The following is a 14,069-nucleotide window of genomic DNA, read 5'->3' as shown; positions in this document are numbered from 1 at the left end:
GGCCATCTCCGCCAGGTTCAGCCCTCATGCCGCTTCGCACGTCCCGCAAGGCCCAGCTCATCCTGCTGCTGACCCTGACCGTCCTGTTGCTGGGTGGTTTTCTCGCCACCAGCCTGGTCAGCTACTACAGCTCGCGCGACAGCATTCGCCACACCATCATCAATACCGAGCTGCCACTGACCTCGGACAACATCTATTCGGAGATCCAGAAGGATCTGATCCGTCCGACCCAGATCGCCTCGATGATGGCCCGCGACACCTTCCTGCGCGACTGGGCGCTGGACGGCGAGCGCAATGCCGAGCCGATGACCCGCTACCTGCGCGAAATCCAGGAACACTACGGCACCTTCACCAGCTTCTTCATCTCCGAAAAAACCCGCACCTACTACCAGGCCAAAGGCGTACTCAAACAGGTCAGGGAAGACGAACCACGCGATGCCTGGTACTTCCGTGTGCGCAGCATGGCCGAACCCTACGAGATCAGCGTCGATCCGGACATGGCCAACGGTGACCAGTTGACCTTCTTCATCAACTTCAAGGTGTTCGACTACCAGAACAACTTCATTGGCGTGGCCGGTGTCGGCCTCACCGTGGATGCCGTGGTCAAGCTGGTGGACGACTACCAGCAGCGCTACGACCGCAGCATCTATTTCAGCGACAGTCAGGGGCGCCTGGTACTGACCGGCGCCAAGGGTGGCCCGATGGGCATCCAGCGCGGTCAGCGGATTAGCGACATCCCCGGCCTGGAAACCCTGCAAAGCAAATTGCCTGCGCCCAAGAGCGGCAACTACACCTACCAGGAGCACGGCCGCGGCCACTTCCTCAATGTGCGCTACATCCCCGAGCTGGACTGGTACCTGTTCGTCGACAAGCACGAGGAAGGCGCACTGGCCAGCATTCGCCACAGCCTGTACCTCAACCTGCTGATCTGCGCGCTGATCAGCGCTCTGGTGCTGGGCCTGGTCTTCATCGCCACCCGTCGCTACCAGCAACGTATCGCAGCACTGGCCACCACCGACTCGCTCACCGGCCTGCCCAATCGCCGCGGCTTCGACCTGCTCGCTGGCCAGGCCCTGCACGAAGCCCAGCGCGAGCAGAGCCCGCTGAGTGCCCTACTGATCGACATCGATCACTTCAAGCAACTCAACGACACCCACGGCCACCTGGCAGGCGACCAGGTACTGCGCGGCTTCGCCCAGGCCCTGCAGAGCAATCTGCGCCAGTCCGACATCATCTGCCGCTGGGGTGGCGAAGAGTTCATCCTGCTGCTCAAGGACACCGGCAGCAGCACCGCGCACCAGTTGGCCGAAAAGATCCGCCAGCAAACCGAACAGCAGACCTTCGTCTTCAACGGCGTCAACCTGCATATCAGCACCAGCATCGGCATCAGCGAGCTGCATCGCGACGACAACCTCGAACGCCTCCTTGGCCGCGCCGACCGCGCGCTATACCGAGCCAAGCAGTCCGGACGCAACCGCGTGTGTGAAGAGACCTACACGCCGTGAACGATGCCGAGCGCTGCCCACGCTGCGGCCAGCTCAATCAGTGTGCCCAGGCCAGCAGCCCGCAACCGGTGCAGGACTGCTGGTGCTTCCACAGGCCGATCCCCCGCCAGCTCATTGAGGAGCTGCCCGCCGAACAGCGTGGCAAAAGCTGCCTGTGTCCCCATTGCGCCAAGGCACTTGGCACAGCGGTAAAAACCGACTGAACCATGCGCCTGGACCGTTTCCTCAGCAACCTGCCGCGTTTCAATCGCGCCGAAGCTCGCCTGCTGATCGCCGCCGGACGCCTGCTGGTCAATGGCCAGAGCGAGCGCGATGGCTGCCGTGACGTGCGCGAGTTCGACCGTATCGAACTGGACGGCGAAACCCTGCAGGCCGGTAAGCCGGCACGCTACTTCATGCTCAACAAGCCTGCCGGCGTGGTCAGCGCCACCGAGCACCCCGAACATCGCACCGTGCTCGATCTGCTCGACGAACCGGACAAACATGATCTGCACATCGGCGGGCGCCTGGATCTGACCACCACAGGCCTGCTGATCATCACCAACGACGGCCTCTGGTCACGACGCCTGACCGAGCCACGTAGTCGCCTGGGCAAGGTCTACCGGGTGCAGACCGAACAGCCGATCACCGAGGAGTACATCGAAGTCTTCGCCCGCGGCCTGTACTTCGCCTACGAGAACCTCACCACCCTGCCGGCCGAGCTGCAGATCACCGGTAGCCACAGTGCCCTGCTGACCTTGCACGAAGGCCGCTACCACCAGGTCAAACGCATGTTCGGCCATTTCCAGAACAAGGTGCTCACCTTGCACCGCGAACACATGGGCCCACTGCAGCTCGACCCTGACCTGGCTCCCGGCCAGTACCGGAGCTTGCGCGCGGAAGAAGTCGCGCGGGTCTGATCAAAAGCACCGACCAATGGTCCCCGCTTATTCACCACAGGTACTTGCATCGGTAACAACAGACTGCTTGAATCCAATCAACGGTCCGCTAGTGACCAACTAGTCACACACAACATCTAACAAGCCTTTTCCAGATCACAGGTGCCTCGCACCGCAACGGGACTGCCCATCGGATTGTCGATGCCCGGATCGGAAAACGCCCCGCCACCAATAACAATCATCGGCCAGCCGTCAGAGCCGATAGGCCCCATTCCCAGGCACATGCCTACCTGCCATGAAGCTCGTGTAGCTGCAATGTTGCGCTGCGCGCGTGCAAATGTTTGCCAGGGGCATGCACTTATGAAACCAGAAACGGCTGTGCTGGATATTCAGGGACACTATCGGGTTTACACGGAGTTCTATCGCGCCGACAACGCAGAGCAAACCATCATTCTGGTCAATGGCTCGCTGTCGACTACCGCATCCTTCGCGCAGACGGTTCGCTATCTCTACCCGCATTTCAATGTGGTGCTGTTCGACCTGCCCTACGCCGGCCAGTCCCGCGAGCACAACCGCCACGAACGCTTCATCACCCGCGAGGAAGAAGCCGACATCCTCCTCGAACTGGTCGAGCACTTCGCCTGCGATATCGTGTTGTCCTTCTCCTGGGGCGGCATCGCCACTCTGCAGGCGCTGGCCCGGCGCCCGCAGCGAATAAAACGCGCGGTGATCAACTCCTTCTCGCCCATCGTCAACCCGGCCATGCTCGGCTACTTGCGCAGCGGCCTGATCGTGATGCACGAGTACGATCGCGAAAGCATCGGCATGGTCCTCAACGGCACCATCGGCAAACACCTGCCCTCGCTGTTCAAGCGCTACAACCATCGCCATGTCACCAGCCTGGAGCACTACGAGTACGACCAGATGAGCTTCCATGTGGAGACGGTGCTGAACAACGGTGGCCGTTCCTGCGTCAGCTTCGCCGGTCAGATCGAAATACCCCTGCTGTTCGTCAACGGCGAATGGGACGAATACACCACCCCACAGGACGCCCGCCTGTTCACCCAGCACGTACGTCACTGCGAATTTCGCACCATCGCCCAGGCCGGGCACTTCCTCGACATGGAACACAAAGCCGCCTGGATGCAGACCCGCGACGCCCTGCTGGCCTTCCTCCTGCCCAGCCAGCCAAACCGCTCGCACGAAGCCATCCTGGAACACGCCCTGGCCGGATAGACTCAGGGCCGCCGGGCTTCACCTGCCAGGGCGATTCTGGTACAAAGTCCCCGCTCAAGCGGGCGTCGTATAATGGCATTACCTGAGCTTCCCAAGCTCATGACGAGGGTTCGATTCCCTTCGCCCGCTCCAACTTCCTTCAAGGCCCCGCATAGCGGGGCCTTGGCGTTTCTGCCGATCACTTTCCCTGGCAAGGCACATCGCCACCATTCATTCGTGACGGACATCACATTTAACCCCTGGCGAAAGTATCGACTTCGTCACAGAACTTGGTAGGCTCCCGGCACCAACCACGGAGGTTTGCCATGAAGGAACAACGGACGTTTCTTGCACTGCGCTCGCACATCGAAGACCTACTCAGGGATGGAGCCGAAATCGTCAGTCGCACACCATTCACCCTGCGCATCAATGGACGCCAGTTCTGGGTTCAGCACGGCATGCTGATCGGCCACTCAGCCGCAGCTTGATCTCGACCCAAAAGCCCATCGTCAGCACGACGGGCTTTTTTGTTTCTGCTGTTTGTCGCCTGGCGCTTGCCCCGTAGCATCGGATCACGCACCCTTTAACTGTATAAATAGACAGTTATCGTATCCATGCTCTCGCCGCTCGACACCAGCCTCTACTACCTCACCAATTTCCGCACGGCCCTGGCCTGGGTTACCGGACGCTATGCCGACTTGCTGGAGGCCGGCGAACAAGCCTTTATCGACGAGTTCCTGGCCCTGCCGACCAACGCTCAGGCACTGCTGGTGCGCCTGCTGATGCGCAAAGGGCCGCACTTCCGCGCCAGCAAGCTGAGCTATGTAGAAATCGGCGATATTGGTAGTGCTGCCGCTCCTTTGCTGGAGCGCAACTGGCTCATCGACGATGCAGAACTAAGTCTGAATGAGCTCTTTGCCCTCCTGCGCAAGGATGAGCTGCTGGCGTGCTTGCCCGAGACGTTGGGCATGCGTAGCAGGAACAAAACTGAGTGGCTGGAACAACTGAGAACGCACTACCCACAAGTCAGGCCCCTGGAACAATGGAGCCCCGGGCTGGACCAGCTGTACAGCCTGACCATTACCCCCTTATGCGATCGTCTGCGCTTGCTGTTTTTCGGCAACCTGGCGCAAGACTGGTCGGAGTTCGTTCTGGCTGAACTGGGTATCTATCGCTACGAAAACGTCGAGATCAGTGCAGCCTCTCGAGGCTTTCGCAGCCGCCGGGACATCGACGACTACCTGCACCTGCGCGATTGTCGCGAGCGCCATGAAGCCGGCCTGGATGCCAGCCAGGTGCTCGCGGCGTTGGGCGAGTTCAGCAGTGACAATCCCTACCTGGCCGCACGCCACGCCAAACTACTGTTCCAGCTTGGCCGGCAACTCGAACGTGAAGGCAAACTGGCTGCGGCGGCATCGCTATACGCCGCCAGCGCGCATGGCGAAGCCCGCCAACGCCAGGTACGCGCGCTGGAAAAGCTTGGCGACTATCAAACAGCACATACGCTTGCCTGCACGGCCCTGGAATCACCACGCAACGCTGCCGAAAGCCAGGCACTGGAGCGCATCCTGCCACGCCTGTGTCGCCAGCTCGGCTTGGTTAGACCGCTGCGCAGCCCTGCCCTGGCGACACCCGCTTTCGAACTGGAACTGTCGCAGCCTCCCGAACTGAGTGTGGAATGGGCCGTACTTAAACACCTGCATGAAGACCAAGCACCGGTTTTCTACGTGGAAAACACCCTGATCTGCAGCCTGTTCGGCTTACTGTGCTGGGACGCGATTTTCGCCCCCTTGCCCGGCGCCTTCTTCCATCCCTTCCAGGCAGGTCCGGCTGATCTGCATGCTGCCGACTTCCGCAACCGCCGTCAGGCGCTGCTCGACGCCTGCCTGAGTAGGCTGGATGACGGCAGCTACGCGCAGCGCATGCGCGCCACCTACGAGACCAAGTTCGGCATCCTCTCGCCCTTCGTACACTGGGAAGTACTGACACCTGAACTACTGGAAACCGCCCTGCTCTGCCTGCCAGCCGCGCACCTACGCGCCTGGTTCGAACGCCTGCTCGACGATATCCGCGCCAACCGCGCCGGTATGCCTGACCTGATCCAGTTCTGGCCTGGCGAGCGACGCTACCGAATGATCGAAGTAAAAGGCCCCGGCGACCGCCTGCAAGACAACCAGAAGCGCTGGCTGGCGTTTTGTGCCGAGCACAGCATGCCGGTCGAAGTCTGCTATGTGCGCTGGAGCGAAGTACTGTGAGCTACTCCGTGGCTGTACGCGCGCTATGCGAGTTCACAGCCAAGGAGGGCGATCTCGACCTGCGTTTCACTCCCGCGCCAACTGCGGCCGAAGGCATGGCCGGGCACAGCACTGTGGTAAGTCGTCGTGCGGCGGGCTATATCGCCGAGTTGCCATTAACGGGTAACTATCCGGGCCTGCAGGTAAGCGGTCGCGCCGACGGCTACGATCCCGCGCAAAACCTGCTGGAGGAGATCAAGACCCACCGCGGCGATGTGGCACGCATCCCGCACAATCACCGCCTGCTGCACTGGGCCCAAGCCAAGGTCTACGGCTGGCTGTTGTGCGACATGCAGGGGTTGCAAGAGATCGACCTGGCAGTGGTGTACTTCAACGTGATCTCGCAGAAGGAAACGGTCTTTCGCGAAACCTTCACCGCCGAGGATCTGCGGATATTCTTTGAGCAGCTGTGTGCCCGCTTCGTCGCCTGGGCAGAACAGGAAAGCGCCCATCGGAATGAGCGCGACGCCAGCCTGGAGCGCCTGCGTTTTCCTTATCCGAGCTTTCGCAAAGGCCAGCGCCAGCTCGCCGAAGCCGTCTATCGTGCGGCCCGTGATGGCGAGCACCTCCTGGCGCAGGCCACCACGGGGATCGGCAAGACCCTGGCCACCCTGTTTCCCCAGCTCAAAGCCTTTCCCGGTCAGCAGTTGGATCGGCTGTTCTTCCTCACCGCCAAGACGCCGGGTCGGCGCCTGGCCCTGGATGCCCTGGCCAACCTGCGCGCACAGGAAAACGACATGCCGCTGCGGGTGCTGGAGCATGTGGCTCGCGACAAGGCCTGCGCTCACCCGGACAAGGTCTGCCATGGCGAGTCCTGTCCGCTGGCCAAGGGCTTTTACGACCGACTGCCAGCCGCGCGCAGTACCGCGCTGCAGCAACGCTGGCTGACCCACGAGATACTGCGCGAAATTGCCCTGGCCCATCAGGTTTGCCCTTACTACCTGAGCCAGGAGCTTTGCCGCTGGAGTGACGTGGTGGTGGGCGACTACAACTACTACTTCGACATCAATGCCCTGCTGCATGGCCTGACCCAGCTCAACGGCTGGCGCGTTACCCTGCTGGTCGACGAAGCGCACAACCTGATCGACCGCGCCCGCGGCATGTACAGCGCGGAACTGGATCAGGCCGCGTTCAACGCCATGCGCAAGCTCGCCCCAGCCAAGCTCAAGCCAGCTCTGGAGCGCGTCAGTCGCCACTGGTACCAGCTGCATCGCGATCAGGAAGAGCCCTACCAAATCCAGCCAGCTTTGCCGGACCTGTTCATTGTCGCGCTGCAGAAAGCCGTTGGTGCGATCACCGACCATCTCACCGATCAACCAGAAGGTAACCAGGCCGCGCTGCTGCAGTTCTATCTCGCCGCCATGCTGTTTTGCCGTCTGGCCGAGGCTTACGGCCCGCACTCGCTGTTCGACATCAGCCTGCACCCGCCCATCGGCCCGCATAGTCTTTCGACCCTGTGCCTGCGCAACATAGTGCCAGCGCCTTTTATCGCCCCGCGTTTCGCTGCAGCCCATAGCTGCACATTGTTTTCCGCCACCCTCAGCCCCGGCCACTACCATGCCGACCTGCTGGGCCTGGCCGAGGACACACAATGGCTGGAGGTCGAGTCCCCTTTTCGCGCCGAACAGCTACAAGTACATGCCATTCGCAACCTATCCACCCGCTACCAGCATCGCGAGGCCAGCCTAGCTTCCGTGACCCGCCTCATGGCCCAGCAATTTCGCGAGCAACCCGGTAACTACCTGGCCTTCTTCAGCAGCTACGCCTATCTGCAGCAGGCGCTGGAACACCTGCAGACCGAGCACCCGGACATCCCGGTATGGGCGCAGTCACGCAGCATGGCTGAAAGCGAACGCCAGGCCTTTCTCGATCGGTTCAGCACCCACTCGCGTGGCATCGGTTTCGCTGTACTCGGTGGGGCTTTTGGTGAGGGCATCGATCTACCCGGCAAGCGGCTAATCGGTGCGTTCATTGCCACCCTTGGTCTACCGCAGGTCAACCCGATCAACGAGGAGGTCAAAGCGCGCATGCAGCAGATGTTCGGTAATGGCTACGACTACGCCTACCTGTATCCCGGCCTGCAGAAGGTGGTGCAGGCTGCCGGGCGCGTGATCCGCACCACCGAGGACAGCGGTGTGGTCTATCTGCTGGACGACCGTTTCACCCGCCGTGAGGTACACCAGCTGCTGCCCAATTGGTGGCGGGTCGAACACAGCCTGTATTAATCGATGCGGAATATGCCGCTACACACTTTGCAACCACTCAGCACTTGAGGAGGTCTGCATAACCCTTATCCTGCGCCCGTGACGCCGGGCCCCTCTGACGGTTAATAGCCGCCATGTCGGAGTCATAGTTGGTACAACTACGACTTTAAGGAGGGGCTCATGAGCACCCTAGAAACGTTTCTTTTCGCCGACTTCCTCGGCACCGCCACCTGGCTGTGGCTCTCGTTCCTGGCTGTAGTGATCGCCCTACTGGCTTTCGACCTGGGTGTTCTGCACCGCGAAGAACGCGAAATCGGCGTCAAGGAAAGCCTCCTGCTTTCCGCCGGCTATATATCCATGGGGCTGCTGTTTTCCGTCTGGGTCTTCTTCCAGAAAGGCAGCGACGCCAGCATGGATTACCTCACTGGCTTTCTGATCGAGAAATCGTTGTCCATGGACAACGTCTTCGTGATTGCCCTGATCTTCAGCTACCTGGCCATTCCTCGCCTTTATCAGCACCGCGTGCTGTTCTGGGGCATCCTGGGCGTGATCGTCCTGCGCGCCATCATGATCGGCCTGGGCGCCGCACTGATCAGCACGTTCGACTGGATTCTCTACCTATTCGGCGCCTTCCTGCTGTTAACCGGCTTGAAGATGTTGTTCTCCAAAGTCGATCACCAGCCTGACCTGTCGCACAACCGATTCGTCAACTGGTTACGCAATCACCTGCCGGTGACCGACCGCCTGCACGAGCAGCGCTTCTTCGTACGCCTGCCCGATGCCAGCGGCCAGCTCAAGCTGTGGGTGACACCGCTGTTCCTGGCGCTGATCCTGATCGAACTGGCCGACCTGGTATTCGCCGTGGACAGCGTGCCGGCGATCTTCGCCATCACCCAGGACCCATTCATCGTCTACACCTCGAACATCTTCGCCATCCTCGGCCTGCGCGCCCTTTACTTCGCTCTGGCCGCGATGATCCACCGCTTCGCCTACCTGAAATACGCCCTGGCCCTGGTGCTGGTATTCATCGGCGGCAAGATCTTCCTGCACGACATCGTAGGCAAGATTCCGGCCGAGATTTCGCTGAGTGTGACCGTGAGCCTGCTCGCAGGCGGCGTACTGCTGTCACTGTGGAAGACCCGTAAGCCCCCCACTCACAAGCTCGAATCCTGATCGGAGGACCGCATATGAAACCTTCTAAACCGCTGCTGCTAGGCTTGGGCATGCTTGCCCTGGCTGGCTGCGACAACGCCGAGCAGGCTGCCGCCAGCTTCGCTGAAAAAGTCGAAAAAGCCGCCGTCGAACAAGCTCGCGAGAGCTTTGGTGAAACCGTCAAGGAGCTCGACAAGCAGGTTGAGCAGCTCAACGACAAGATCGACCAGGCTCAGGAAGGCACTCAAGAATGGCTGAAGCAGGCGCAGCCGAAGCCAGAGGACGAACAACCCCAGCAGGACACGGAAAAAAGCGGGAAACCGCAAACCCTGATAGAAACCTGATCAAGCCAGCAGCAGCTGCCGTAGAAACATCCTGTCGCGCACGGTAAGCCGTATTCGCGTGGATCGATGACCAGGCCCCCCGCTGCTATGCATAGCCGCAGCTGGGCAATCCAAAGCACTCAGCAGTACCTGAGCGACCAGGGTGATTCATACAAAAGACAATCGAACTCGTTAAACCTGCAGGCTACTTACAAATTTTTCACTCAAAGCGATACCCTGCCACGTGGTAATTCAAGGTAAATTCGACCGCACTGCCTGACAGTGATGCAAACAGCCAGATGACACAAAAGCTGCGCATCGTCGAAGTACCATTTGCACGGGGTTGGCGAGCATGTCGCCAAATAGACAAGCCCGCTGGGGATATGAATGAAGAGGCTTGTGCTACTGACCGTCGTTTTGACGCTCATTACAGGTTGCTCCGCAACCGCTCAGACTTATGAAAAAAAAGGCCGTAAAGGGCTGAATATCAACTGCTCCGGACTGACTTCAAGTTGGGAGCGCTGCGAAGAGAAAGCTGCCCGTGCCTGCGGTCAGAAAGGTTACAAAGTACTGGCCAGGGCTGGCGATGATGGTGAGGATGATCCAGCAGACTTTCTCTTCGGTCTTAACCCCGCCGGCTTCTCCAGCCGCAGCCTGGTCGTTCTCTGTCGCTGATCAATAAGCGTTGGATCGGGCGACTCCCTTCCCTATGGCGGCAGTCAGAGAGATGAGTCGCCCTTAATGCCGCTGGCACAGAAATGGCAAAATTCGAGGGTAGTCGAAAACTACCAGGCATAAAAAAATCCAGCCACTACTAAGTGGCTGGATTTTTTAGGGTTTTTTGGTCGGGACGGAGTGATTCGAACACTCTACCCCTTGCACCCCATACAGGTAATAACCTGTACAAGCGAATCCAGGGCAATCCGAAGCACATTTCTACAACCCCCGTATTTACTGGCCTTCAACTATTTTCTTGTCCAAAATAGCCCAATACGATTCGAAGAAAGCCGATCTCAATTGGCAACGAATTGGCAACCAGAGATTCTCAATTGGCAACCAATTGGCAACGGGAAAAGGGACTAAATGACCAAGATCACAGACCGCCAGATGACTGCCAAACCAGGTACGAACGACAAGTGGCTGAGCGAAGTCGCCATCTGGGGGCACGGCAGCTTGGTGGCCCGCATCACCCCAAGCGGAGAACGCCTCTTCTATTTCCGTTACTCCAACGGCAGCAGTGAACGCATCACCTTCCCCATCGGCACATATAGTCGCGATGGTTCCGAAGGCACCATGACACTCGCCGAAGCTGGTCAACGAGCTAAAGAGCTCGCTGGGCTTCATAAATCGGGGGTCAGAGACGTAAAGGAACACCTTGAGGCTGAGGAGGCCGCACGTGTCGCTGCACGCGAGGCAGAACGCGCACGAATCGCTGCGGAGAAAGCTGCCTTGGAGGCGGCTCAGGCTCGACAAGCCGCCAGAAAAAACGTCCAGCACTTGTTCGATCACTGGGCCAAGGTCGACTTGATCAACCGCAAGGACGGCGGTGCAGAGGTGCGCCGAATGTTTGAGAAAGATGTCCTGCCGCTCCTCGGCAAAATGGCTGTCGAAGATGTGAAAAAAGGCCACATTACCGAGGTAACGGACGCCCTACTCGCTCGTGGCGTCAACCGGATGGCGAAGATGATCTTCAGCCTGATGCGTCAGATGTTCCGATTCGCCGTAGACCGGGACCTGATTGATCACGATCCGACTGCGAGCATTCGCAAAGCCAAAATTGGCGGCAAGGACATCGAACGAGATCGAGTACTGAGCGAGGAAGAAATCCGCACGTTAGCCAAACTCACTCCGCAAGCCGGTTTACTCCCCTCCTCAGAAGCTGCCATCTGGATTGCCTTGTCGACCTGCTGCCGCATCGGCGAACTGCTGAGTGCCCGGTGGGAAAACGTCGACCTTATCAAAGGCAACTGGTACATCCCTTCAGAGCAAAGCAAAAACGGTAAGGCCCACAACGTAACCCTCTCACCGTTCGCCATCCAGCAGTTCAAGGCTGTCCGCGCATTCAGCTCTGCCAGTGAGTGGTGCTATCCCAACGTCAAAAATAGCGGACCAGTCTGCTCAAAGACTGTGACCAAACAGCTTGGAGATCGGCAACGCCTGCCAGACCAAGGGATCCTGAGTAATAGGAGCGCCAATGCTCAGGCGCTACTCCTCCCAGGGGGAAAGTGGACCCCACACGATTTGAGGCGCACAGGCGCCACGATCATGACTGCCCTTGGCGTGCTCCCGGAAGTGGCGGAACGCTGCCTCAACCACACCGAGGAAAACAAGGTTAAGCGCACATACCAACGCCACAGTTATACCAAGGAAATGGCGGAAGCGTGGCAAACTTTAGGCCAGCATTTAGAGTTACTAACTCGCGGAGCGTGGCTCCAACCCAAAAGACCAAGTAAGTGACACTGCAAAAAACAGGCCTTCAGCCAAAGGAACTTTAATGAGCAACACAAACACGCCTGAAACCATTGAGCCAAATGACCTCAACAGTGAAATAACAAAATTATGCGGCCACATCCAGATCGCCTTACTTCAAGTCGAGGAAAAATATGACCTTGAATTGCACTTAGAGAAAACCAGACTAGAAATATTAAGTGGGGCAATTAACCGCAAGTCAGTTGAGGATGAATATAACTTCAATCTAATTAATGAGGGCGGAGTAGCAAATTACAGATCAGCATTACGCTTATGCAGCATATTTATCTCCCTAGCCAAAACAGCACAAGATGAAAAAAGATTAGACGCAGCTTGGTCTTTTGTGTGCAAGGCTAATTATCAAGCGGGAATCATGCGCGGAGCGCTGACTAAGTACAAAACCGTCGACGCCGAAGAAATACGTAAAAAAACCGCGAAAAGCGGCGGAGAAAAAAAAGCTGAACGCTACACTGTAGACAAGCAGGAAGTCATTAGACTCATCAGGGAAAAAATGCCAGAAGAAGGTTGGGAAAGTCCAGAGTCCTGCTTTGAAGCCATAAGAGATGACCTTATAGAGTCCATAAACAAAAGAAGCAGCTCGAAATTTGGCCCAAGACCCGGACTCAATCCCAAAAAATTAAGCTTTAGAAAAACAGTTACACAATGGCTGAAATTTGATGTTAAAAAAATGAGGGAAGAAAAACCGCAGAGCGAAACCTATTTCGAGTTCGACAAGCACTCAAAACAACGCCTATATGATCCAAACAACCCTCTATAATCTGACAATCAAAGGCATAACCACCAATACACCATCACATGATCAACAGCAGCTTTATAACAAACATAAATTTTCTATAATAGCTACAACCCACCTTTACCGAAAGACCTTACCCCTGCCACTGATAACTTAAAATAGTCATCAATCTTAGTCATGTAAACAGCCATTTTCCTAACCCCTTCCATGCCGATCACATCCATACTCCGAACCACTCCCAAGCCACCAAGCCCACCCTCTTTTTTAGATTCGTTAAAATTATAATACACTCCTACACCACCAGTAATTTTTGAACCCCAAAGCCTCCCAATAAACTCGACAAGCTCTATATCAGTTTTAGATAAGCATGGACTCATAAAGATCAGAACATCATTACACCAACCCATACTTCCATCCCACCCAAACCTCCAGGCATAACCCAACAGCGGGCCAAGCCTTCCTCTACTCAGCTCTTTCAGAAGCGCTTGCCTGTGACGACCTGCCGTTTTGATCGAAACGCCCATCGCGCCTTGCGATGCGTAACTTAGCCTAACCCTCAAAACCTGCACTTTTTCATGCCGCACAAAAACCGAACTCACATAATCCATTAGACTCTTATAATTTTTCGAAACAGATCTACGGTAGTTTTTTACGCGCTCTCGAAAATCGACACTCCGACTATCTGCACGCATACCAGATACGAAATCATTAAACAGCCCAGATAAACTTTCAGCACCATTGCCAGCCGAGCACCTCACCCACTCCATACTTTCAATTATTCTATACTTCTCTAAATACGAATATAACAAGTCAAAAAATGGATTAAATTTATAATCACTATAAGTCCTAGGGAAATCCAGAACCCCGCCATGTAGCACATCAAACAGGCGAGTCCCCAGCTCCGTTTTTTTAAATTTTCGCCCCTCTCCTTCACCTAAAACACTGAACAAAACCTCATCAGAGGCCAGGACAGCCTCAAGCACAGGCAGTAACCTTTGGAGAAATAAAACTTTATCCTTATTTAGACAAGGTCGTACCTCACCAGCCCCCTCATCCCAGAACCAGTCCAACACAAATAGATACTTAACCATTTCTCGATCAGCTGGCATCAAAACATAATCATCGACACCCAGCACCCCATTCCTGCAAGTATCAAAAACTGAAACACCACGCACACCCACCTCCTAATTAAATAGCCTGCAGAGCCAAGCCAAAACATATGTCCAATACATAATCAAGGCCTAAAATAGCAAACCTCTAAAAACTAAGACCCAC

The 14,069-nt window shown here is 57.0% G+C and carries 13 protein-coding genes and 1 tRNA gene; 13 read left to right on the top strand and 1 reads right to left on the bottom strand.

Translation table 11 applies throughout. The features are described from left to right. The first annotated feature begins 26 nt into the window (after positions 1-26). The 13 genes from P7A97_RS20090 (at position 27) to P7A97_RS20030 (ending at position 12,818) form a co-directional block, all read left to right on the top strand. Entirely contained in the window at positions 27-1,505 is a 1,479-nt protein-coding gene (locus P7A97_RS20090; RefSeq protein ID WP_277692243.1) for a sensor domain-containing diguanylate cyclase, read from the top strand. Then, entirely contained in the window at positions 1,502-1,708 is a 207-nt protein-coding gene (locus P7A97_RS20085) for a cysteine-rich CWC family protein (protein ID WP_277692242.1), read from the top strand. Before P7A97_RS20090 ends, P7A97_RS20085 begins: the two co-directional genes overlap by 4 nt. A gap of 3 nt (positions 1,709-1,711) precedes the next feature. Beyond that, a complete protein-coding gene (locus tag P7A97_RS20080; RefSeq protein WP_277692240.1) occupies positions 1,712-2,404 on the top strand; it encodes a pseudouridine synthase in 693 nt (230 codons plus the stop codon). Between the two features lie 339 nt (positions 2,405-2,743). Continuing rightward, a complete protein-coding gene (locus tag P7A97_RS20075) occupies positions 2,744-3,619 on the top strand; it encodes an alpha/beta hydrolase (RefSeq protein ID WP_277692237.1) in 876 nt (291 codons plus the stop codon). Positions 3,620-3,677: 58 nt separating this feature from the next. After that, positions 3,678-3,751 (top strand) — tRNA-Gly (locus P7A97_RS20070). Positions 3,752-3,924: 173 nt separating this feature from the next. After that, positions 3,925-4,086 carry a hypothetical protein gene (locus tag P7A97_RS20065; RefSeq protein ID WP_277692236.1) on the top strand — a complete coding sequence of 54 codons (162 nt, stop codon included), beginning with the start codon at positions 3,925-3,927 and terminating at the stop codon, positions 4,084-4,086. A gap of 126 nt (positions 4,087-4,212) precedes the next feature. Further along, the gene (locus tag P7A97_RS20060; RefSeq protein WP_277692234.1) at positions 4,213-5,853 is read left to right on the top strand and encodes a VRR-NUC domain-containing protein; all 1,641 of its coding nucleotides are present in this window, start codon (positions 4,213-4,215) and stop codon (positions 5,851-5,853) included. Then, positions 5,850-8,117 (top strand): ATP-dependent DNA helicase, encoded by a 2,268-nt coding sequence (locus P7A97_RS20055; protein WP_277692233.1) that lies wholly within the window; start codon positions 5,850-5,852, stop codon positions 8,115-8,117. Before P7A97_RS20060 ends, P7A97_RS20055 begins: the two co-directional genes overlap by 4 nt. A 159-nt stretch (positions 8,118-8,276) precedes the next feature. Next, a complete protein-coding gene (locus tag P7A97_RS20050) occupies positions 8,277-9,269 on the top strand; it encodes a TerC family protein (protein ID WP_277692232.1) in 993 nt (330 codons plus the stop codon). A gap of 14 nt (positions 9,270-9,283) precedes the next feature. Then, positions 9,284-9,592, top strand: a complete 309-nt coding sequence (locus P7A97_RS20045) for a hypothetical protein (protein WP_277692230.1) — start codon at positions 9,284-9,286, stop codon at positions 9,590-9,592. Between the two features lie 366 nt (positions 9,593-9,958). Further along, positions 9,959-10,246, top strand: coding sequence for a hypothetical protein (locus P7A97_RS20040; protein WP_277692229.1), 288 nt, complete (start codon positions 9,959-9,961; stop codon positions 10,244-10,246). A 408-nt stretch (positions 10,247-10,654) separates the two neighbouring features. Continuing rightward, positions 10,655-12,028 (top strand): site-specific integrase, encoded by a 1,374-nt coding sequence (locus tag P7A97_RS20035; protein ID WP_277692228.1) that lies wholly within the window; start codon positions 10,655-10,657, stop codon positions 12,026-12,028. A 37-nt stretch (positions 12,029-12,065) separates the two neighbouring features. After that, positions 12,066-12,818, top strand: a complete 753-nt coding sequence (locus P7A97_RS20030; RefSeq protein ID WP_277692227.1) for a hypothetical protein — start codon at positions 12,066-12,068, stop codon at positions 12,816-12,818. An 83-nt stretch (positions 12,819-12,901) separates the two neighbouring features. On the opposite strand, the gene P7A97_RS20025 is transcribed toward P7A97_RS20030, so the two are convergent. Further along, a complete protein-coding gene (locus P7A97_RS20025) occupies positions 12,902-13,969 on the bottom strand; it encodes a hypothetical protein (RefSeq protein WP_277692226.1) in 1,068 nt (355 codons plus the stop codon). Positions 13,970-14,069 lie beyond the last annotated feature (100 nt).

The organism is Pseudomonas sp. GOM6 (genome assembly GCF_029537485.1).
Classification (GTDB): Bacteria; Pseudomonadota; Gammaproteobacteria; order Pseudomonadales; family Pseudomonadaceae; genus Aquipseudomonas.
This window is presented reverse-complemented; position numbering and strand designations above follow the sequence as displayed.